Below are 19,168 nucleotides of genomic sequence, written 5' to 3'. Positions count from 1 at the left end.
GTTGTGTGCTCAGCTCTTCTGGGCCTTGAGGTGGGCGTCGGCCTGCTTGGCCATCTCCGCCTGGATCTTGGCCAGGCCCGCGCCGTCGGCGGCCGTCCTGAGCTTGCTCAGCTGGCTGGTGACGTCGCCGACGCCGTAGTACAGCGGGTTGGCGTACTGCGTCATGACGTTGGTCATCTGCGCGATCTCCTGCTTGACCGGCGTGATGTCGGGGACGAAGGAGGCGAAGGGGTCCAGGGTGAAGTTGTCGTAGGACTGGGCCCAGTCGAAGATCTTCTCCTCGGACGCGGTCATGTACAGGGAGCGCCGCTCCAGCTTGGAGCGCCACAGCAGGCCGTAGCCGGGGAAGGAGTACTGGCTGAGGATCTTGTACTTGTTGTCGGCGGCCGGCTCCCAGTCCGTCCCCTGGATGCCGTACTCCAGCAGGTCGTGGTTCTCCTGGATGGACAGCCAGTCCTGCAGGTGCATGGTGCGCTCCAGGTCGCCGCCGTTGGCGTTGACCACGACCACGTTGTCGGCCTGGAAGGTCTGCAGCGGCTTGGCGCCGGCCGGCAGCGGCATCACATTGGCCAGCTGGGCGCTCTTCACGGTCTTCTGCAGGGTGGGCAGTCCGTTGCTGGAGGTGCCGTCGCTCATGGCCCAGACCGCGGCGTAGCCGCCGGCGTTCCAGCGGCTCTGGGCCGTGGCCTGGTCGGTGCTGATGGCGTTGGCGTCGATGATGCCGTCCTGGTTGTACTTGCGGATCCGGTTGAAGGCGTCCAGGCAGCCGGCGTCCTCCCAGAAGGGCTTGGGGTTGGAGGAGCCGGTGGTGGCCGCGGAGCGGTCGAACAGGAAGTAGAGGTTGGAGCCGGTGAACTGGTGGGCTGAGGTGAGCGGGTCGCTCCAGGACTGGGCGTTGAACAGGCCGATGGGTCCGGGGACCACGTACAGGAAGGTCGAGTTGGAGGACGCGCCGAACGGGGTGATCCCGGCCTTCTGCTTGACCGCGTAGAAGTAGCGCTCCAGGGTGTCGTAGTCCTGGATGTCGGAGAAGCCGTACTTCTCGGCGAGGTCCTGACGGATGGTGAAGTGCTGGATCCGGCCGGCACTGTTGACCTGCGGGATGCCCCACAGCTTGCCGCCGCTCCAGGTGTTGGCGGCGATCAGCTGGGAGGACAGCTGGGCCTTGAGGTTGGGGTACTTGCCGATCTCGCCGGACAGGTCCACCAGCGACTGGGACTGCACCAGCTGCGACATGTTCAGCCAGAGGGCCTCCAGCGCGGTGTCGAAGTGCGCGCCGGCGGTGAACTTCAGCAGGGCCTGCTGGCCGTAGTTGGTCCAGGCGGTGAACTGCGCGTCCAGGGTGAAGCCGAGGTCCTTCTTGAGCTTGGCGTTGGCCTGGGCGATCACCTTGCTCCAGCCGACCGGCGCGGTGCTCGGCAGCAGTGCGGTGGAGGCTCCGCTGAGCCCGCCGCCGGAGCTGCCGCCGGAGGAGGAGCAGGCGGCCAGGGCGAGAGCGGCGCCGAGGCCGCCGGTGGCGGCGAGGAACCCTCTGCGGGACAGCTGCTGGGACGGGCGCGGGGTGCTTGGCATGGCTGTACTCCTGGTGGTGGGCGGTGTGGGGTACGTACAGCTGGGGGCGGGTCAGCCCTTGGTGGCGCCGAGGGTCAGGCCCTTGACGAAGTAGCGCTGGGCGAAGGGGTAGGCGAACATGATCGGCGCGACCGTCAGCACCGTCATCGCGAGCCGCAACTGGTAGATGGGGGCGGCGGCCTGGGCCGCGGTGCTGCCCGGCAGGGTGGCCGCGTTGGCGACGTTGGCGATCAGGTTCTGCAGCATCAGTTGGAGCGGGAACTTGTCCTGGTCGGAGAGGAACAGCAGGGCGTTGAACCACTCGTTCCAGTAGGTGACCCCGTAGAACAGGGCGATCACGGCCAGCACCGGCTTGGACAGCGGCAGCACGATCTGGAAGAAGATCCGCAGCTCGCCGGCGCCGTCCACCCGCGCCGAGTCGATGATCTCCTCGGGCAGTTGGCGGAAGAAGCTCACCGCGATGAAGACCAGGAAGGGCGCCATCATCCCCGGCAGGATCACCGAGAACCAGTTGTTCTGGAGCCCCAGCACCTGCGTGACCAGCAGGTACAGCGGCACCAGGCCGCCGGTGAAGAGCATCGGGATGTAGGCGACGACCGTCAGCGGCCGGCTGATCCCGGGCATCCGGCGGGCGATCGCCCAGGCCAGCGACGCCGTGCAGGACAGCGAGAGCACGGTGCCGACGCCGGTGATGAACAGCGTGGCCAGGTAGCCGTCGAGCAGCGCGGTGCCGGAGAACAGCATCCGGTAGGCCGTCAGCGAGAACGGCTGCGGCCACAGCGAGTACCCGGTCAGGGCCAGCTTGGACTCGGCGGTGAACGAGCCTGCGATGATCATCCACATCGGCACCAGGCAGAACAGCCCGAACAGCGAGACCACGACGTAGCTGACGACGGTGAACGCCTCGGGCCTGTTCCGCACCCGTGCGCGCGCACCGGGCTGCTCCGCCCGGGCTCCGACGATCGGTTCGGTCAGCTGAGCGGTCACAGGATGCTGCCTTCCTTGTTGAGCCTGCGCTGGACGAACACCGCCGCGGTGACGAAGACGAAGCCGACCACCGACTGGAACAGGCCGACCGCCGCGGTGGTCCCGAAGTCGCCGACGGTGCGCAGCGAACGGAAGACATAGGTGTCGATCACGTCGGTGGTCGGGAACAGCGTCCCGTTGTCGCCGACGATCGCGTAGATGGTCGCGAAGTCGCCGAAGAAGATGCGGCCCACGCTGAGCACGATCAGGATGGCCGCGGTCGGGGCCAGCAGCGGGGTGGTGATGGAGCGGGCCATCCGGGCCCGGCTGGCGCCGTCGATCACGCCCGCCTCGTACACCTCCTCGGGGATCGAGGTGATCGCGGCCAGGAAGATGATCGACATGTAGCCGCCGAGCTGCCACATCTTGACCACGGTGAGGATCCACGGCCAGGGACCGGGGGTGGTGTACCAGCTGATCCGCGGCAGGTCGAAGACGCCCAGCATGCCGTTGAGCGCGCCGCTGCGCCCGCCCACCCCGGCCAGCACGACCTGCAGGATGATGCTGATCACGATGGGGGAGACGAAGTACGGGAAGAAGACCGCCGACTGCGCGAAGCGCTTGAAGTGCCTGGCCCTGATCTCGTTGAGCATCAGCGCCAGCAGCAGTCCGGTGCCCAGGGAGGCGGCCATGAACAGCACGTTGAGGAACAGCGTGTTGCGCACGATCGACCAGGCGTCGCCGCTCTCCAGGAAGTACCTGAAGTTCTGCACGCCGTTCCACGGGCTGCCGAAGATGCCCTGCCGGATGTTGAAGTCCTTGAAGGCGACCACGAGTCCGGCCATCGGCCCGTATGCGAAGACCGCGAACCAGGCGACGCCGGGGGCGGCGAGCAGCAGCAGCGTCCAACCCCCGCGGTCCGGTCCGCGACGGCGGCGGGCCGCCTGGCCCGGCTTCCCGCTCCCGGCGCTGCGGCCGCTGCCGACGGGTCGGGTGCGCACCCGCCGGGCGGAGCCCGCCGCGGTGGCCTCGTCGCCCTTCGCCTTGTCTGGAACTAGTTTCATGACCGGGACGCTAAAGCCGCGCGATCCGGGGCGTCAAGGGTCGTGCAGCGAGTTCTCCGGCGAATCGTACGCGGCCCGTTCCGCTGATCCGTGACCGTTGTCGCGGCTTGTAGCATCGGCCCTGTGAGCGACCCAGCAGACCCCAGCGCCGCCGGTCCCGCCGGCACTCCCGGCGGCAGCCCCGCGGCCGGCCCCACTGCCGGGCCCGCGGTCGGTCCTGCGGCCGGGCGGCGCGGCTCGCGCGGGCCCAAGAAGGTCGGCGCGGTCAACCTCCGCGACGTCGCAGCCCACGCCGGCGTCGCCCCGGCCACGGTCTCCCGCGTCCTCGGCGGATCCCAGCACGTCAACCCCGACACCCGGACCCGGGTGCTCGCCGCCGCCGCCGAACTCGGCTACGTGGTCAACGGCCTGGCCAGGGCCATGACCGGCCGCGGGACGCGCAGCATCGCCTTCCTGACCTCTGAGATGGCTGGCTTCACCTTCGGCGCCACCGCCGCCGGGGCGGAGAGCGTGGCCGCCGCCAACGGCCACCTGCTGCTGCTGTGCACCACCCACGGCATCCCCGAGCGCGAACGGCAGGTCATCGCGACCCTGTGCGAGCAGCGTGCCGCCGCCGTGCTGCTGGTCGGTTCCTCGGGCACGGACCGCGCCTACACCGAACGGATCGGCGGCTACGTCCGCGACCTGGCCGCCGTCGGCTCGAAGCTGCTGTTCTGCGGCCGACCCGGACTGCCCGGACTGCCGCAGGTGCGCAGCGTCGACTACGACCACGGTGGCGGGATCAGGTCCGCGGTGTCCCACCTGGCCGAGCTCGGGCACCGCTCGGTCGGCTACGTGGGCGCGCCCCGTGGCGGCACCATGGCCGACCTGCGCCTGGACGGCTATCTGGCCGGAGTGCGGGAGAACGGTCTTGAAGCCAGCCCACGGCTGGTGGCGCAGGCGCAGAACACCATCGAGGAGGGCGAGCGGGCCACGCCGCTGCTGCTCGACGCGGACCGGCCGCCCACCGCGCTGGTCTGCATGACCGACAACGTCGCCGTCGGCGCCTACCGTGCGGCGCGGGCGCGGGGGCTGCGGATCCCCGAGGACCTCTCGATCGTGGGCTTCGACGACGTCCCGGTGGTCGGCGACCTCACGCCGGGTCTGACCACGGTGCGCCCGCCGTTCCGTCAGATCGGGGTGGACGCCGCCGAGATCGCGCTCGGGCTGCGCGACGGCGACACCGACGTCCGGCTGGGCACCTCGCTGATCGTCCGCGGCTCCACCGGGCGGGTTCGGGACTGAGCCGTCCGCCGGTCCGTCGGTCCGCTGGTCCGCCGTCTTGCGAAACCTCTGTCCGTGCTGCGGGCCCTCTGTCCGTGCTGCGGATCAGTTCGCCACTGCGGCCCTCTTGCTTTCGCACCAGGTCTGGAACTAGTTTCATGCCTCGCTGGCACCCAGCAGCGAAGAGGAGCGATGACCCGTACCCCGCAGACACCCACATCCCCAGGCATCGACCCCGAGCCACCGGCCGAGCCACCGGCCGAGACGCGCCGGGCCCGGGCCGAACCGGTGACCTTCGCCCTCGCGATGCGCCCGGCATCGCTCGCGCCCCGGCTCTTCGGCCCGGAGCTGCAGGAACTGACCGCCGGCCACCGCACCCGCCAACTCGGTGGCGTCCTGGCCGAGTACGGCTCGCCCGCCGCCCGCAGCGCCCTGGCCGGGGCCGAGGTGCTGATCACCGGCTGGGGTGCGCCGGGCCTGACCGAGCAGGACCTGGCCGCCGCCCCCCGGCTGCGCTACCTGCTGCACACCGGCGGCGCGGCCGCCTCCCTGCTGCCGCCGGGCGCCCGGCGGCGCGGCATCCAGGCAGCCAACGCCGGACTTGCCAACGCCGTCCCGGTCGCCGAGTACACCATCGCCATGATCGTGCTCGCCAACAAGGCCGCCTTCCGCTCCCGCGACCTGTACCGACTGCGCCGCACCCGGATCGACCGCGAGGAGGAGTACCCGCTCGCGGGCAACATCGGCCGTACCGTCGGCGTCGTGGGCGCCTCCCGGATCGGCCGCGCGGTGATCGAACGCCTCGCCGCCTTCGACCTCGACGTCGCCCTGTACGACCCCTACCTGACACCGGACCAGGCCGCCGCGCTGGGCGCCCGGCTGCTCCCGCTGGACGAGCTGATGCGGGTCAGCGACGTGATCACGCTGCACCCGCCGCTCAACGGCGAGACCACCGGCATGATCGGCCGCGCCCAGCTGGCCCGGATCCGGGACGGCGCGATGCTGATCAACACCTCGCGCGGCGCGGTGGTCGACCAGGACGCGCTGGTGGACGAGCTGCGCAGCGGCCGGATCGACGCCGTCATCGACGTCACCCAGCCCGACGTCCTCGCCCCGGACCACGTACTGTACGACCTGCCGAACGTCTTCCTCACCCCGCACATCGCCGGTTCGATGGGCCTTGAGCTGCGCCGGATGGGCCGTCAGGTGGGCGCGGAGCTGGCCCGTATCGTGCGCGGCGAACCGCTGGCGCACCCCGAGGAACTCTGAGCCGGAAGGGGTGGGACCGGTGGCCGGACCGAAGCAGGCCGGATCGACGCGGGCCGGAGCGGGCGTCGCCCTGCACTGTCGCGACTCGGGCACCGGCGAGGACCCCGTCCTGCTGGTCCACGGCTGGGGCGGCAGCGGCGTTGAGTGGCGGCCGCTGGTCACCGCACTCGGCCCCGGCCGCCGTACGATCGTGCCGGACCTGCGCGGCCACGGGGACTCACCGGACCCCGCGCACGGATACGCACCGGCCGACTTCGCCGGCGACCTGGCCCGGCTGCTGCTCGGCCTGGGCACCGGACCGGTCACCGTGGCGGGACACTCGATGGGCGCGCAGATCGCGGTCGAGCTGGCCACCGCGCACCCGGAGTCGGTCAGCCGGCTGCTGCTGCTGGATCCGGCCTTCGGGGCGGACGAGGCCGAGATGCGCCGGATCCCCGGCGAGCAGCGGCAGTTGCGGGCGGAGGGCACGCCGTGGGCGGTGCGCTTCGCCGGCACCGCCCACGGTCCGGACACCGCGCCGGCCATCCGCGAGCTGCACCGTCGGCTGATGTCCGCGATGGACCCGGCGGTGCTGGCCGAGGCCCGGGACGCCATGTACCTCGCCCCCTCCGCCTTCGGCTCCCGGCCTGCCGCCGAGGCACGGCTGCGGGCGCTCAGCTGCCCCGTCCTCACCGTGATGACCACCGAGGAGCGCGCCGCCTGGGCCCGCAGGGCCCTGCCGGGCGGGCGCGTCGAACTGCTGCGGGGCGGCCACTACCTGCACGAGGAACACCCGACCGAACTCGCGTCGCTGTTCGACTGAGGGCCTGGCGCAGCGGCCTCCGCTCAGACCGGGCCCGCGACGTCGGGAGGGTTCGGCGGCGGTGCCGGCGCAGGGTCGGTGAGGCAGAAGAGTGCACGGGTCTCGGTGAGCTCGAGCAGGCGCTGCACTGCGTAGTCGGCTCGGGCCAAGGTCAGCCTCACGCCGCGGTTCTCGGCGCATGCACGGATGTGCAGGAGGACGTTCAGCCCTGAGCAGTCGCAGAAGCGCACGGCCCCGAAGTCCAACTCCAGGCTGTCACTGCAGTCGTCCAGAGCTCGGGTGAGCGCGGCTTTGAGCAGCGCGGTGGAGTCACAGTCGATCTCGCCGGCCAACGTGACCCGCGTGAGTGGGCCGACCGGTTCGATCCGTATGTGGAGCAAGTCCGAACCGACCGTCAAGGCCTCGCGGCTGTGTGAACTCGCGCCACTCGTTCCGCCTGGCGCCGTTACACCGTCAGAGGGGGACATGGCCGTAGCTCCCTGGGCTGCCGAATGTACGCGTCCAGCATGCACAGTCCTACAGTTCACGTCAACCTATACACGAATTTGTTTTCGTTAATTGATAGGCGTGAACCAGAGGTCCTATATTGGAGGAATGGATGCAGCTTCCGATGGCCGACCGGGTTGGACCTTCTTGACCAACCATGCCCGCGTGCTGGCTGCGATCGCCCGCGACCCGGGCACCCGAGTGCGTGACATCGCTGTTCACTGCCTGCTGACCGAGCGTGCGGTCCAGCGGATCATCGCGGACCTCGAAGCCGGCGGCTACCTCGCCCACACGCGCCAGGGCCGCTCCAACCACTACCAGGTGAGCGCCGACACCTCCCTGCGCCACCCCGCTGACACCGGATCAACCGTCGCCGAACTCCTGGCACTGCTCGCCGTCCACCAGAACCCCGGCCCCGAGGAAGCTCAGCACCAGAAAGGGGAGTGAAGCCGGTGACACGCCCGCCGGGAGCTTCAGGAACTGGGCCCTCGTTGCCGTGGCAGCCTGATCCGGCTGTGGGCAGGGTCCGGTGGCACGATGTCGGGACCGAGCCCCATAGAGCTCAGGAGCCGCCGGTGCATCGGCGACAGGCAGACCACGAACACGCACACGCCGTGGTCAAGGCCGCGGCGCCGGGTGTCACGGATCAGGTGGACGGCCTCGGTGCCGAAGTAGGCCGTGCCGGTGAGGTCGAACACGATCTCACGCAGCTGCGGCAATGCCCCCCACACCTGGGTGCGCGCCACGACGCGGATGGCCTCGATATTGTTGATGTCGACTTCTTCGGGCAGCGCGATCACCGCGCGGCCGGCACTGGTGTGAACGCGTAGGGGCATGAGTCAGCCCTCGCTTCCGGCGGCAGTACTGGACCAGCGGTCCGGACGGATCTCGTCCTCTTCCGGTCCGGCTGTCCTGTTCCGCACAAGCAATGCCTGCCCGCCGGCAATATCCTCCCAGAGGATGAAACGGTAGTGACCTGGCGGCTGCGCGCCCTCTGCCCAGTCGACGACCTGCCGTCGGCCTCGGCCTACGCCGCTCCCGGCTCCGGTCGGGCGGGCCTACGGGGGGGCCTCGTCGCCCGGAACCACCCATGACTTCGCGGATCCGGGGTAGGCGAGCGAGCCAGAGAATCCAGCCTCCCAGGAGAGCGGGTGGATGCAGTGCCTTCCGGATCGAGTCCCAAGCGGGAGCGTCAGTACAAGCACATCAAGGACAGCGCGAAGAAGCGCGGGGAGGGCGAGAAGCGGGCCAAGGAGATCGCGGCCCGCACGGTGAACAAGGAACGCGCCCGCAGCGGTGAGTCCAAGACCGCCAGCCGCAGCTCGACCCACGACATGTCCTCTGCCAAGCGCGGCGGACTGCGTTCGCACCGGGGCTCCGGCGGCCCGACCTACGACCAGCTCTACAACCAGGCCAAGCAGCGCAACATCAAGGGCCGCTCGTCCATGAACAAAGCGGAGTTGCAGCGGGCCCTCGGCGGAAGCTGAGCCGTAGAACCTTCACTGCCTCGACGAGCGTGGGCCGAGGGCACGCCGGCCCGATAGGCGGCCTGGACGTCCCAGGGGGTGTCGTCCACGAACACCGCTCGCCCGGCCAACGCTCGCGCCTTGGCGAGGGCGCGGATCGCTGGACGGTGCTGCGACCGGTACTTGCTCGATGAATTGACCACGTGTTAGATGGGCAGCGGTGTGATTCCAGGTGTGGCGGTGACAGTCCGCCAGTTCCGCCGTCTGCGGTGGGACGACTCGGTGCGATTCCGGGCCATACGGTGAGACCCCGTCACCTCTCGGGCCCGACGCGGGCTCCTGGGTTTTTTCTCAGTGCCGGCAGGGTCCTCCTGCCGCCGTCGGGAGGCGACACCAGGTGTTCAACGGGCACATTTGCGAGATCGGCGCCGTCGTGTCGGCCGATCAGGATCACATCGCGGTCAGCGCCCCACGGGCCGCTGCCGCCGGGTGCGGAACGTTCTGCTTGAACGGGGTGGGGCTCAGAGCGACGTCCTCGGGGCGGGCGGAGGGCGTCCTGGAGGCCGCGTTGTCCGCCGACACCCGGCGCAGGTCGACGCTCGGAGAGCTGCGGCCCGGGATGCGCGTCAATGTGGAGACACCGCTGCGGCTCGGCGACTTCAGCAGCGGGCACCTGGTGCAGGGCGATGTCGAGGCCGTGGGCAAGGTCGTCCGGATCGACGACGAGGGGATCGCCCGGCGCTTGTGGATCAAGCCTCCGGACCGGTGCCAGGCACTGATGATGCCCAAGTCCCAGATCGCCGTGGACGGTGTCAGCCTCACCGTCGCCGAAGTGGGCCGGGACCGCTTCGCCGTGGTGCTCGTCCCGCTGACCCTGCAGCAGACCACCCTGGCGGATCTGGCGGCCGGGGACCGGGTCAACCTGGAGATCGACCTGATGACCCGGTTGGCCCGGCGCTGGCCGTGCGACCCGCGTCGGGCCGTGGCCGAGGTGGTCGCCGCGCTGCCCTGGGCGGGGCGGGTCACCGGAGCCCGGGGCGTGCAGCAGGCGGTGGCGCAGCTCGCGGCCGGCGGCGGCGTCATGGTCTGGGATCCGGACCGGGAAGCCGAGGGCGACGTGGTGTTCGCGGGGGCGGGGCTGCGGCCGGAGGCGTTCACCTTCCTGCTGACCCAGGTCTGCGGTCACACCACCGTGCCGTGCGCGCCGGGCGTACTGGAGCGGCTGGAACTCGGGCCGATCCCGGGACCGGGTGACCGGCACGGAACCCGGCCGCACATTCCGGTGGACCTGGCGTCCGGCACCGGCAGCGGAGTCTCGGCTGCCGAACGCGCCGCGACCGTGCGCCGCCTGGCGCATCCCGACGCTCGCCCGGACGACTTCCTGCGACCCGGGCATGTGTTCCCGCTGGCCGCCAGGGCCGGCGGTCTCGCCGAGCGTGCCGGCCACACCGAGGCGACCGTGGCCCTGTGCACCGCTGCGGGGCTGCCACCGGTGGGGGTGTGCTGCGAGGTCATGAACGCCGACGGCACCATGGCCAGGGCGGCCGAACTGGAGGTCGCCGCCTTGCAGTGGGGCCTGCCCCTGCTCGACATCGCGGATCTGGTGGAGTACCTGTGACCCCGGTCGAGGGCCGGGACCTGTACGACGACCCGCGATTCCACGACGGCTACCGACGGCTGCGGGCCACCGGCGCCGGAATCAACGAGGCCCTGGAGATCCCCGCCATGGCCCGACACCTTCCCGCGGTGCAGGGCGCGTCGGTGGTCGACCTGGGGTGTGGGACCGGGGCGCTCGCCCGCCGGCTCGCCGACGCCGAAGCGGCGGAGGTGGTGGCAGTGGACGCGTCACGGCGGATGCTGGCGAACGCCGAACCGCATCCCAGGGTCCGTTTCATCCAGGCGGACCTGGAGTCGCTGAGCCTGCCGTCCAGGTCCGCGGACCTGGTCGTCAGCAGCATGGTGCTGCACTACGTGGCCGACTACCCGGCTCTGGTGCGGCGCATCGCCGACTGGCTGCGTCCCGGGGGACGGCTGGTCTTCTCCCAGGAGCATCCGATCTGCACCGCCCACCGGGGCATGCCCGGCTGGCTGCAGACCGGCGAAGCCGAGGAAGGCTGCCACATCGGCGCAGGCTGGGTCTGGCCGGTCGACGACTACGCCTCCGAAGGGCCGCGCACGCAGCACTGGATCCTCGAGGGCGTCGGGAAACACCACCGACGCACCTCCACGCTGATCGCCACGCTGCTGGGTGCCGGCTTGGACCTCACCGCCATCGAGGAACCCACCCCGACCGCCACAGCCCTGCACACCCGCCCCGAACTGGCCGAACACCTGCGACGTCCCCCGATCCTGCTGCTCGCCGCCCGCAGAAGAGCGGAGTCCTGACGGTGTCTCCATCAGCGCAGCCAGGTCGACCAACGCTGCGCCGAGGTGCAGATCGAGCTGAGCGTGCGCAGGGATTTTCGCATACCGTGGGCGCACCGAAGATGCCACGCGGCGTCACCTCCGCGATGGCCGCAGGCGTTCCACAGCAGGAACGCCGCATACGACAGATCCGCCGCGAGCCTTCCGGTGAAGGCCTCCGGCTCGGCCGGTCCGGCTTCACCGCCGCCGTCGCGGTAGCCCGCAACGGCGGCGTCGATGCTCCGGCGGTCCGGTTCGATCCGGCCCAGGTCCGGACTGGCCAGGGCGAAGAAGTGCCCGACCGCCTCCCACCACGGCACCTGCGGGCCGGCAGAGTCGAAGTCCAGCAGCTGCGGGCCGTTTTCGGTCAGCAGGACGTTGACGGGACTCACATCCCGGTGCAGCACCTTGAGCCCCGGGCGCCTCGCGATGCCGCTCTCAACACGCTCGTTGAGATCGGCGATCAGATGCACAGCGTCGACGACCTGCGCCGAGGAGAGCACGCCGAGGGTGTGGGCCTCGTCCAGCCACTCGGCCCACTCCGGGGCCGAGTACGTCGGGTAGCCGGTCTCCTCCCATGCTCCGGGGACCGGTGGTGCGACAGCTTCGAGGGCAGCCAGCGTCGCTCCGACCCAGCGGGAGACTTCCGGGGCAAGCGGGACAGTCGGGTGGGATCCGTCGATGCGGATCAGCGCGCGGGCAAAGGAGCCGTCCCCGTTCGGAGTCCACATGCCGATCCGCTCTCCGGGAACGGTCGGTGCGACACCGGGCATCGCGACGCCCGCGGCCAGAGCTGCCTGTTCAAGGCTGGCCGCACGCCGTGCCCGGTCGAACCACCAGGGTCCGGCCGGTCGCAGGGTCTTGATGACCCACGGCCCTCGCTCGGTGTCGACGGCGAACACCGGATTCGGATCACCCGGCTTCAGATTGGTCGCCGGCCCGGCGGCCGACCCGAGGCCGAGCAATTCGACGAGATGATCGACTTGCAGCACCATGTCCTCGACGATGAGATCCTTGCGCCCCGACAGTGACGCGGTCCGGCACGTTCGATCAGCATCGCAGAGTCATGGGAAGCCGTCAGTCGGCGGGACGGTGTGCGGGCCTTCCCAGTAGCCGTCGGGCGGCTCTCTTCCTCGGGTGCCGTACGACGACGCGGCCGAAGCTCTTCTTGCCGACCAGTTCCACGCGGAGGGTGATCGGCATGTCCGGGTCCGGGGCGTGACGGATCTTGACCTTGCTGAAGGCCAGGTTCAGGGCATCGGTGTCGACCACGATGCCCGGCTTGGTGATCAGGATCAGGTTCTTGCCCTGCATGTCCATATCGATCTGCAGGGTGTCCTGCGTGATCACTGCCTCTGTGAAGTCGAGCGTCACCTCGCTGAACTCCGTCGCCAGTTCCAGTCGTCGCGGCACCACCCAGCGGCCCACACGTTTGACCGGACTGAACCTCCGCTCGATCCGCAGGACGTCCTTGACCTCAGCCACCATCGCGCCGCCGGAGGCCGACACGGGCGGCAGGTCGGCGGTGAGCGCCGTCAGTTCGCTGACGGTCCGCGCGGACAGTGCGGCTTCCAGCCGCTCGTCCAACTCCTCCGAGGTCAGCCGGCCGTCACCCGCCGCGACCCGCAGCACCTCGACCACCCGGTCCCGATCCGCATGCGAGGCCCGCAGGTCGGGCGAGATCTCGTCTGACATGTGTCCGTCCTGATCCTGGTCGAGGGCTTCACGCGGTGGGGTCGGCGCAGCGGTCGGTGACCAACGCTATGCCGCAGCAATCATGCCCGCCAAGCTCTGGTACCACCTCGGGCCGGACAGATGGGAGCGCCGCAGGCACTACAGCCCCGGCGAGATGCCGGGGCTGTAGTGAGCAGGGCCGTGCCTGCGGCCGCCGTTGGCCCTTTCCGCGCGCGGTCCTACGGAAGGGGGAGGCGCTTCTTGGCCTCTTCGTAGAGGTCGTCGGGCAACGGACCCTTCTCCGCGACGGCGATGTTGCCGGCGAGGTGGGCCGGGTTGGCGGTGCCGACGATCGTCGTCGACAGACCGGGGTGGCTGAGCGTGAAGCGCAGGACGAACTCCATGTTGCTCATGCCGGCCTCGCTGAGGAGTTCGGCGATGCCGGAGGTCTCCCAGTTCCGCTGAGCGGTGCCGGGGGCCTGGCTCAGCGGCCCGCTGCGCCACTTCTTGTCCTCCGCCGCAGCGCCGCGCGCCGCACCGCCCCGGATCAGAGTGCCCGCGCCCGCGTCGGCAGCCCGGGTGATGAGCGCCTCGTGATCGCGCTGGACCGCCGAGTACGGGATCTGGAAGACGTCGAAGACACCCATCGCCAGGTGGTCGGGCAGGTTCGGCAGGATACCCGACATACCGATGAAGCGGATCTTTCCTTCGGCCTGGAGGTCCTTGAGCGTCTCGACCGTACGGTCCTCCCGGAGCGTCGCCTCGCTCGGCGACATGTGCACCTGGACCAGGTCGATGCGGTCGGTGCGTAGCCGCCGCAGTGACCGCTCGACGTTGGCGCGGACGTTCCCGGGACTGAAGTCGTGCCGGTAGGGCGGCGGAGTGTCGGTCGGCAGGTCAAGCGGGCAGCCGCACTTGGAGGAGAGGAAGAACTCGTCCCTGCGTCCGCCGATGTGAGCGCCGATCAGTTCCTCACTGCGGCCGTAGTCGGGCGAGGTGTCGATCAGGTTGATGCCGCCGTCCAGGACGGCGTTCAGCAGACGTCCGGCGTCGTCGTCCGCAATCTCGGGGCCGCGCGGTGCGCCCCTCAGTTCCATGGCGCCGTAGCTGAGGATGGTCACATCCTCGCCGGTGTTCCCGAGGGACCGCTTCATGATCGTCATGGTTCCCCATGGTACGCCTGGAGCACCCTGCTGCTCCGCTGAGTCGATCGCGCTCCCTCCTGGCGCCGCCGGCCGGCCAACTCCGGAACCGGGCTGAACACCTGATGGAGCATCGAGGGCTCGGATACGGGCCTGCCTGATTGCATCCCTTGGCCAGGCGGCGCCAGAATGACTTCGGCGTGGCCTACGCCGAACCTCCCGCGACCGTCCCCGGCACGGTCTGAGATGGGAGGCAAAGGGACCAGGGTCTCAGGTCGCTGTCGCAGCCCGATCGCCTCGGGCGAGGGTTGCCGGGGAACTGTCGCTCAAGGCGTGGAAGGCCGCCAATGACCGCCCGTCACAACCTCAAGCGCCAGGTGCGCGCCCGGGCCACCCGCACCGGGGAGTCCTACACCGCCGCCCTGCGCCACTTCCTGCCGCCCACGCTCCCTGAAACCCCGCCCATTGCAGAGGCGGCGGCCAGGAGTACCGGGGCAGTGCGCCTGGCCGTCGCACAGACTCCGGCGCGCGAGGATTCCCGAGACATCGACGCACTGCGCGAGAGCGGGCGCCAGGTCCGCGACCTCATGCGTCAGGCCCGCGACCAGGGAGCGAGGATCGTCCAGTTCCCGGAGGGGGCGATCTGTTTTCCGAGCAAGCGCATCATGTCCGCCACCGGACCGGACCCGGTCGGCCCCGCGGACTGGGACCGCTACCCGTGGCTGGTCGCCCAGGCAGAGCTGTCCAAGATCGCTGACCTGGCGGCCGAGCTGCGACTGTGGGCGGTCGTCGCCGCACCGCACCGCCTGACCAGTCCGAACCGTCCCCACAACAGCCTGTACGTCCTGTCCGACCGCGGAGCGGTGGTCACCCGCTACGACGAGCGCCGGCTGTCGCGTACCAAGGCGATGTACATGTACTCGCCGGGACGCTCGCCGGTGACCTTCGACCTCGACGGGGTCCGGTTCGGCTGCCTGCTCGGCATGGAGATCCACTACCCGGAGCTGTTCGCCGAGTACGAGGCCCTGGACGTCGACTGCGTCCTGCTCTCCACGACGGGGGTCCAACCCGGCAATGTCGGCGCGCAGACCCAGGGGCACGCCGCGAGCAACAGCTTCTGGGTCAGCCTGGCCGTACCGACCCAGCATGCCGGGACAGAGCCCTCGGCGGTCGCTGCCCCCAACGGCCGATGGCACCAGCAGTGCCCCGCGGACGGCTCGCCCGCCGTTGTCGTCGTCGACCTGGACAACGGGTGCGAACCCGCGGCGGAAGCGGTCAACCACGCTCGCCCGTGGCGTCGTCAGGCGCGTACGGCCGGATCAGGCGATCGCTGCCCGGCGGACCCCCGCAGCGAGAACCGTGCAGCAGGCTTCAACTGACCGACGCCTTCAGCCGGGGGCGCGAGGTGTCCGAAGCCGTGCGCGGGGCAGGCGGAGGGTCGTCCCCATGTTGGCTTGGAAGGCACTGCGGTGACGCTCTCGTAGCAAAGGGGTGGCGCACCCAGCCGGGTGCGCCACCCCTGCGATGGGGTCAGGATGTTGCGGTCACCATCGGTACCAGCGGCCGCGTGCGCCGCCGGTACCGGCGCCGCGGAAGACGAAGCCGAGCGCCCAGAGCACCAGGACGACGATGGCGATCCACCACAGAACGTGCAGTGCGAATCCGGCGCCGCCCAGGATCAGGGCGAGCAGTAGAACGAGAAGTACAGGACCCATAGTTATCACCCTCCTGCACGGCGCATGCCCCCGAACGGGTGAGGCATTCCGCCGCATCACAGTGCGATGAGACCTGCCGCTGTCGGCTTGAACCCGCAGGCATCGAAGTAGAACGACCGGAGGTCCTCCTCGAAGTCGACGTGCAGCCATTCGCATCCGGCTTCGCGGGCTTGCCGAGCTGCCTCATCGACGAGCCCGGCTCCGATCCCGGACCGACGGCAGCTTCCGGCGACCACCGTGTCCAGGATGAACGCGTGAACACCGCCGTCCCATACGACGTTGACGAAGCCGACGAGGTCACCGTCGTCCCGTGCGCAGACCCAGCCCAGGCTGTGGCGTTCGACCCGGGCCAGCCAATCGACCTCCACGGTTGGATGGCCGAAGCCCTCTGCATGCAGCGCATTGACGGCGAGGTTGTCGAAGCCTCCTCGCCACTCATAGGTGATCGTCATGGCGTGAGCGTAGACCGCCGCGTCGGCCCGCTCATCCTCCACTTGGAGAACGCTCCAGGAGCGGGCGGTACCTGAGAGCGGGGCAGGGGGCACTCGCCTCGGAGGCGGCGGCAGCGGTGTCGTAGAGTCCGGTCCATGACACTCTCCATCTCTCCTATCGGTACTGTCGTCGGCGGTCGCGACGAGGCGTTCGACGACCACTGGGGCACGGTCACGGCCGCGATCGAGCTGGATTCTGACCAGTTCTCACCTGAGGCTCTCGCGGGGCTGGCCGACTTCTCACACCTGGAGGTCGTCTACCACTTCCACCTGGTCCCTGAAGAGAAGGTGGAGACGGGTGCCCGGCACCCGCGGAACCGGCAGGACTGGCCACTGGTGGGGATCTTCGCCCAGCGCGGGAAGAACCGGCCCAACCGGATCGGTGTGTCCAGGTGCCGACTGCTGGAGGTGAGCGGCCTGACGGTCCGTGTCGCCGAACTGGATGCGATCGACGGGACCCCGGTACTCGACATCAAGCCGTACATGAGCGAGTTCGGTCCGCGCGGGGAGATCGTCCAGCCGCTCTGGTCCAAGGAACTGATGGGCGAGTACTACTGACCTACGGCGCGGTGACGGTTGTCTGCGGGTGCCTCGTTCGAGGTGGTGACCGTACCTGGACCGGTGAAACGTTGCGGTGCTGCGGGGCCTTCCGTGGGCTTGGACCTCGCCAGCCACAGGGCGGTGAACACGGCGGTGGCCAGTGTGACGGTGCCTGCGGCGAGGAAGGCGCTGTTGAGGCTGGTCGCGTAGGAGGCGCCGCCGGACTGCCGGGTGCGGACGACGGCTCCGAGTACCGCCACGCCGAGTACCGCGCCGATCTGCCGGGTGGTGCTGCTGATGCCCGATGCGAGGCCGCCTTCCTGCGGGCTGACTGCCTGGATGGCGGCCCCCGTCAGCGGGGACAGGGTCAGGGCGAAGCCGATGCCTACGACTGCCAGCCGCCACCACACGTTCCCGTAGCCGGTGTCGGCGTGTACCAGGCCGAGCGCCAGCAGTCCCAGTCCGGCCAGGGCCAGGCCGGTGGTCACCACGATCCGAAAGCCGTACCGGGCGGCGAGCCGGCCCGCGTACGGGCTGACGACCACCATGGCGAGGGATGTCGGCAGGGTCTGCAGGCCGGCGCGCAGGATCGAGCTGCCCTGGACGTAGACGAAGAACTGGGAGAAGAAGAACGACGAACCCATGAGCGCGAATCCCACCACCACCATGGCGGTGTTGGACACGGTGAACAGCCGCTGCCGGAACAGCCCTAGCGGCAGCATCGGAGAGGAACGACGCGCCTCAACGGCAACGAAGGCCGCGAGGAGGACCACCGCGGCGGCGAAGCTGCCCAGGATCACCGGTGACGTCCAGCCGCGGGCGCCACCTTCGATCAGCCCGTAGGTCATCGCCCCCACCCCCAGCACGGACAGCACCGTCCCGGGGACGTCGATCGCGGGGGCGCTCGGATTGCGGGCCTCATCGAGGCTGCGCAGACCGATCAGCAGCAGCGCCACGCCGATGGGCAGATTGACCAGGAAGATGGCGGGCCAGCCGAAGGCGTCCGTCAGCACGCCGCCGGCCACGGGGCCCGCGGCCAGGCCGATTCCGCTGAATCCGGCCCACAGTCCGATCGCCTTGACCCGTTCCTGCGGCACGGGATGGGCGGCGACGAGCAGGGCCAGCGAGGCAGGGCTCAGTGCCGCGGCCCCGATGCCCTGCAGCACCCGGCCGGTGATCAGCCAGCCGAGCGAGGGCGCGAGGCTGCACAGCAGCGACGCGGCGGTGAAGACGGCCACACCGGTCAGGTAGACCCGCTTGCGGCCGAACCGGTCGGCGAAGACGCCGCCGGACAGCAGCAGCATGGCGACCAGCAGGACGTACGCGTCGACGATCCACTGAAGACCGGTCAGTTGGGTGTGCAGCCGGCGCTGCATGTCGGGCAGTGCCGCTCCGACGATCGTGTTGTCGAGCAGGATCATGAACTGGCCCAGGCAGGTCACCGTGAGCAGCACGGCCCGGTTCGTTCGATTGCCTGCAGCTGCGGGTGATGCAGCCATGAGGATGCCCCCTCCATCGTCAGTTGTGCGTCTTTACGGCCGACATGGTCAGCCCCCGGCCCACTAAAGCAGTCCCTGACTGCGTTAACCGACTGTACGGAGGTGCACCTCGTAAACGCAAGTCACGGCTGCGTTAAAGTGATGGCATGAACGATGGACAGCGAGCCCGACGGCCCGGCGGGCGCAGCGCCCGCGTCGGCGCGGAGGTGCACCAGGCCGTCACCGACCTGATCAGCGAGCGCGGCTACGGCAACTTCACCGTCGGCGAGGTCGCAGCCCGCGCGGGTGTGGCCGACAGCAGCATCTACCGCCGGTGGGGCAGCCTGGAAACCCTGCTCACCGACGTGGCGCTGACCCGCCTCAACACGCGCTCGCCGATGCCAGACACCGGCAGCCTGGCCGGCGACCTGCGCACCTACGCTGCCCAGGTGGCCCGCGAGATCACCGGACCCGAGGGCCTGGCGGTGGTGCGCCTGGCCGTCGCCCTGTCCAGCACCGGTCAGCAGGGCCAGCAGGCGCGTGACGACCTCCTGGCCGAACGCACCCGGCAACTGCAGTCCATGCTCGATCGCGCCGGCGAACGTGGCGAGCACGCACCCGACGCGCTGGAGGTGCTGGACCACATCATGGCCCCGATGTACATCCGCGTCCTGCTCGGCGTGGGCCGGCTGACGCCGGAGTACGTCGACGGACTGGTCGACCGGTTGCTGTGACCCCAACCGCTCCCCGGGACCAGCCCCCGGACGTGGTGTCAGGGCTCCGTGAGGTGCTCGGCCACGTGCTGTCCCACCTCAGGCATCCGGCCCTCGACGGGTG

General features: G+C 70.0%; 21 protein-coding genes and 1 pseudogene. 11 read left to right on the top strand and 11 right to left on the bottom strand.

All coding sequences use genetic code 11. The annotated features are described in order from the left end of the window. Positions 1 to 9 precede the first annotated feature (9 nt). Genes IF29_RS0119470 through IF29_RS0119460 form a run of 3 tightly spaced genes read right to left on the bottom strand, consistent with a single transcriptional unit; the run spans position 10 to position 3,602 of the window. On the bottom strand, positions 10 to 1,572 hold the full coding sequence (locus IF29_RS0119470; protein ID WP_030256438.1) for an ABC transporter substrate-binding protein: 1,563 nt from the start codon (positions 1,570 to 1,572) through the stop codon (positions 10 to 12). Between the two features lie 51 nt (positions 1,573 to 1,623). Beyond that, positions 1,624 to 2,559 carry a carbohydrate ABC transporter permease gene (locus IF29_RS0119465; RefSeq protein WP_051725523.1) on the bottom strand — a complete coding sequence of 312 codons (936 nt, stop codon included), beginning with the start codon at positions 2,557 to 2,559 and terminating at the stop codon, positions 1,624 to 1,626. After that, complete coding sequence (locus IF29_RS0119460; protein ID WP_051725522.1) at positions 2,556 to 3,602, bottom strand: ABC transporter permease; 1,047 nt, start codon at positions 3,600 to 3,602, stop codon at positions 2,556 to 2,558. The genes IF29_RS0119465 and IF29_RS0119460 overlap by 4 nt, the downstream gene beginning before the upstream one ends. 123 nt (positions 3,603 to 3,725) lie before the next feature. Between IF29_RS0119460 and IF29_RS0119455 the strand changes: the two genes are divergently transcribed. The 3 genes from IF29_RS0119455 (at position 3,726) to IF29_RS0119445 (ending at position 6,936) form a co-directional block, all read left to right on the top strand. After that, entirely contained in the window at positions 3,726 to 4,886 is a 1,161-nt protein-coding gene (locus tag IF29_RS0119455) for a LacI family DNA-binding transcriptional regulator (RefSeq protein ID WP_051725521.1), read from the top strand. A 171-nt stretch (positions 4,887 to 5,057) separates the two neighbouring features. Continuing rightward, on the top strand, positions 5,058 to 6,134 hold the full coding sequence (locus IF29_RS0119450; RefSeq protein ID WP_084714577.1) for a hydroxyacid dehydrogenase: 1,077 nt from the start codon (positions 5,058 to 5,060) through the stop codon (positions 6,132 to 6,134). A 19-nt stretch (positions 6,135 to 6,153) separates the two neighbouring features. Beyond that, on the top strand, positions 6,154 to 6,936 hold the full coding sequence (locus tag IF29_RS0119445; RefSeq protein ID WP_198037506.1) for an alpha/beta fold hydrolase: 783 nt from the start codon (positions 6,154 to 6,156) through the stop codon (positions 6,934 to 6,936). 23 nt (positions 6,937 to 6,959) lie between these two features. Here the strand turns inward: IF29_RS0119445 and IF29_RS0119440 are convergent, their stop codons facing one another. Further along, positions 6,960 to 7,268: an STAS domain-containing protein gene (locus IF29_RS0119440; protein WP_198037505.1), complete on the bottom strand. Its 309-nt coding sequence runs from the start codon at positions 7,266 to 7,268 to the stop codon at positions 6,960 to 6,962. A 262-nt stretch (positions 7,269 to 7,530) separates the two neighbouring features. Between IF29_RS0119440 and IF29_RS0119435 the strand changes: the two genes are divergently transcribed. Next, the gene (locus tag IF29_RS0119435) at positions 7,531 to 7,869 is read left to right on the top strand and encodes a helix-turn-helix transcriptional regulator (protein ID WP_030256421.1); all 339 of its coding nucleotides are present in this window, start codon (positions 7,531 to 7,533) and stop codon (positions 7,867 to 7,869) included. A gap of 26 nt (positions 7,870 to 7,895) precedes the next feature. On the opposite strand, the gene IF29_RS0119430 is transcribed toward IF29_RS0119435, so the two are convergent. Next, positions 7,896 to 8,258, bottom strand: coding sequence for an STAS domain-containing protein (locus tag IF29_RS0119430; RefSeq protein WP_030256419.1), 363 nt, complete (start codon positions 8,256 to 8,258; stop codon positions 7,896 to 7,898). Between the two features lie 324 nt (positions 8,259 to 8,582). Here IF29_RS0119430 and IF29_RS0119425 point away from each other — a divergent pair, with 324 nt between their 5' ends. From IF29_RS0119425 to IF29_RS0119415, 4 genes and pseudogenes are all read left to right on the top strand, one after another. Further along, the gene (locus IF29_RS0119425) at positions 8,583 to 8,909 is read left to right on the top strand and encodes a hypothetical protein (RefSeq protein ID WP_030256416.1); all 327 of its coding nucleotides are present in this window, start codon (positions 8,583 to 8,585) and stop codon (positions 8,907 to 8,909) included. Positions 8,910 to 9,285: 376 nt separating this feature from the next. Beyond that, positions 9,286 to 9,468: pseudogene (locus tag IF29_RS49035) on the top strand (hypothetical protein); the annotation flags it as partial. A gap of 51 nt (positions 9,469 to 9,519) precedes the next feature. Continuing rightward, positions 9,520 to 10,506 carry a 3,4-dihydroxy-2-butanone-4-phosphate synthase gene (locus IF29_RS0119420; protein WP_232242211.1) on the top strand — a complete coding sequence of 329 codons (987 nt, stop codon included), beginning with the start codon at positions 9,520 to 9,522 and terminating at the stop codon, positions 10,504 to 10,506. Continuing rightward, positions 10,503 to 11,273, top strand: a complete 771-nt coding sequence (locus tag IF29_RS0119415; RefSeq protein ID WP_030256413.1) for a class I SAM-dependent methyltransferase — start codon at positions 10,503 to 10,505, stop codon at positions 11,271 to 11,273. The genes IF29_RS0119420 and IF29_RS0119415 overlap by 4 nt, the downstream gene beginning before the upstream one ends. An 11-nt stretch (positions 11,274 to 11,284) precedes the next feature. On the opposite strand, the gene IF29_RS0119410 is transcribed toward IF29_RS0119415, so the two are convergent. From IF29_RS0119410 to IF29_RS0119400, 3 genes are all read right to left on the bottom strand, one after another. Then, a complete protein-coding gene (locus tag IF29_RS0119410; RefSeq protein ID WP_030256410.1) occupies positions 11,285 to 12,286 on the bottom strand; it encodes an aminoglycoside phosphotransferase family protein in 1,002 nt (333 codons plus the stop codon). A gap of 82 nt (positions 12,287 to 12,368) precedes the next feature. Next, positions 12,369 to 12,986 (bottom strand): DUF1707 SHOCT-like domain-containing protein, encoded by a 618-nt coding sequence (locus tag IF29_RS0119405; protein WP_030256407.1) that lies wholly within the window; start codon positions 12,984 to 12,986, stop codon positions 12,369 to 12,371. Positions 12,987 to 13,204: 218 nt separating this feature from the next. Beyond that, positions 13,205 to 14,128 (bottom strand): aldo/keto reductase, encoded by a 924-nt coding sequence (locus tag IF29_RS0119400; protein ID WP_030256404.1) that lies wholly within the window; start codon positions 14,126 to 14,128, stop codon positions 13,205 to 13,207. 326 nt (positions 14,129 to 14,454) lie between these two features. Between IF29_RS0119400 and IF29_RS0119395 the strand changes: the two genes are divergently transcribed. Further along, complete coding sequence (locus IF29_RS0119395) at positions 14,455 to 15,486, top strand: carbon-nitrogen hydrolase family protein (protein WP_030256402.1); 1,032 nt, start codon at positions 14,455 to 14,457, stop codon at positions 15,484 to 15,486. A 165-nt stretch (positions 15,487 to 15,651) separates the two neighbouring features. Here IF29_RS0119395 and IF29_RS0119390 read toward each other — a convergent pair whose 3' ends face one another. Together IF29_RS0119390 and IF29_RS0119385 are read right to left on the bottom strand one after the other, a co-directional pair. Next, positions 15,652 to 15,822 (bottom strand): hypothetical protein, encoded by a 171-nt coding sequence (locus IF29_RS0119390; RefSeq protein WP_030256400.1) that lies wholly within the window; start codon positions 15,820 to 15,822, stop codon positions 15,652 to 15,654. Positions 15,823 to 15,878: 56 nt separating this feature from the next. Then, positions 15,879 to 16,274: a GNAT family N-acetyltransferase gene (locus tag IF29_RS0119385; protein ID WP_030256397.1), complete on the bottom strand. Its 396-nt coding sequence runs from the start codon at positions 16,272 to 16,274 to the stop codon at positions 15,879 to 15,881. 135 nt (positions 16,275 to 16,409) lie between these two features. Here IF29_RS0119385 and IF29_RS0119380 point away from each other — a divergent pair, with 135 nt between their 5' ends. After that, entirely contained in the window at positions 16,410 to 16,871 is a 462-nt protein-coding gene (locus IF29_RS0119380) for an SAM-dependent methyltransferase (protein WP_030256395.1), read from the top strand. Here IF29_RS0119380 and IF29_RS0119375 read toward each other — a convergent pair. Next, positions 16,865 to 18,352 carry an MFS transporter gene (locus tag IF29_RS0119375; protein WP_030256392.1) on the bottom strand — a complete coding sequence of 496 codons (1,488 nt, stop codon included), beginning with the start codon at positions 18,350 to 18,352 and terminating at the stop codon, positions 16,865 to 16,867. The two genes, IF29_RS0119380 and IF29_RS0119375, sit on opposite strands and share 7 nt — an antisense overlap. A 146-nt stretch (positions 18,353 to 18,498) precedes the next feature. On the opposite strand from IF29_RS0119375, the gene IF29_RS0119370 reads away from it, so the two are divergent. Continuing rightward, positions 18,499 to 19,065 carry a TetR/AcrR family transcriptional regulator gene (locus IF29_RS0119370; RefSeq protein WP_030256383.1) on the top strand — a complete coding sequence of 189 codons (567 nt, stop codon included), beginning with the start codon at positions 18,499 to 18,501 and terminating at the stop codon, positions 19,063 to 19,065. The last annotated feature ends 103 nt before the right edge of the window (positions 19,066 to 19,168 follow it).

The sequence above is a fragment of the Streptacidiphilus jeojiense genome (assembly GCF_000719095.1).
Lineage (GTDB): Bacteria > Actinomycetota > Actinomycetes > Streptomycetales > Streptomycetaceae > Streptacidiphilus > Streptacidiphilus jeojiensis.
The sequence above is the reverse complement of the archived record's forward strand: the minus strand, read 5'-3'. Positions and strand labels throughout refer to the sequence as shown.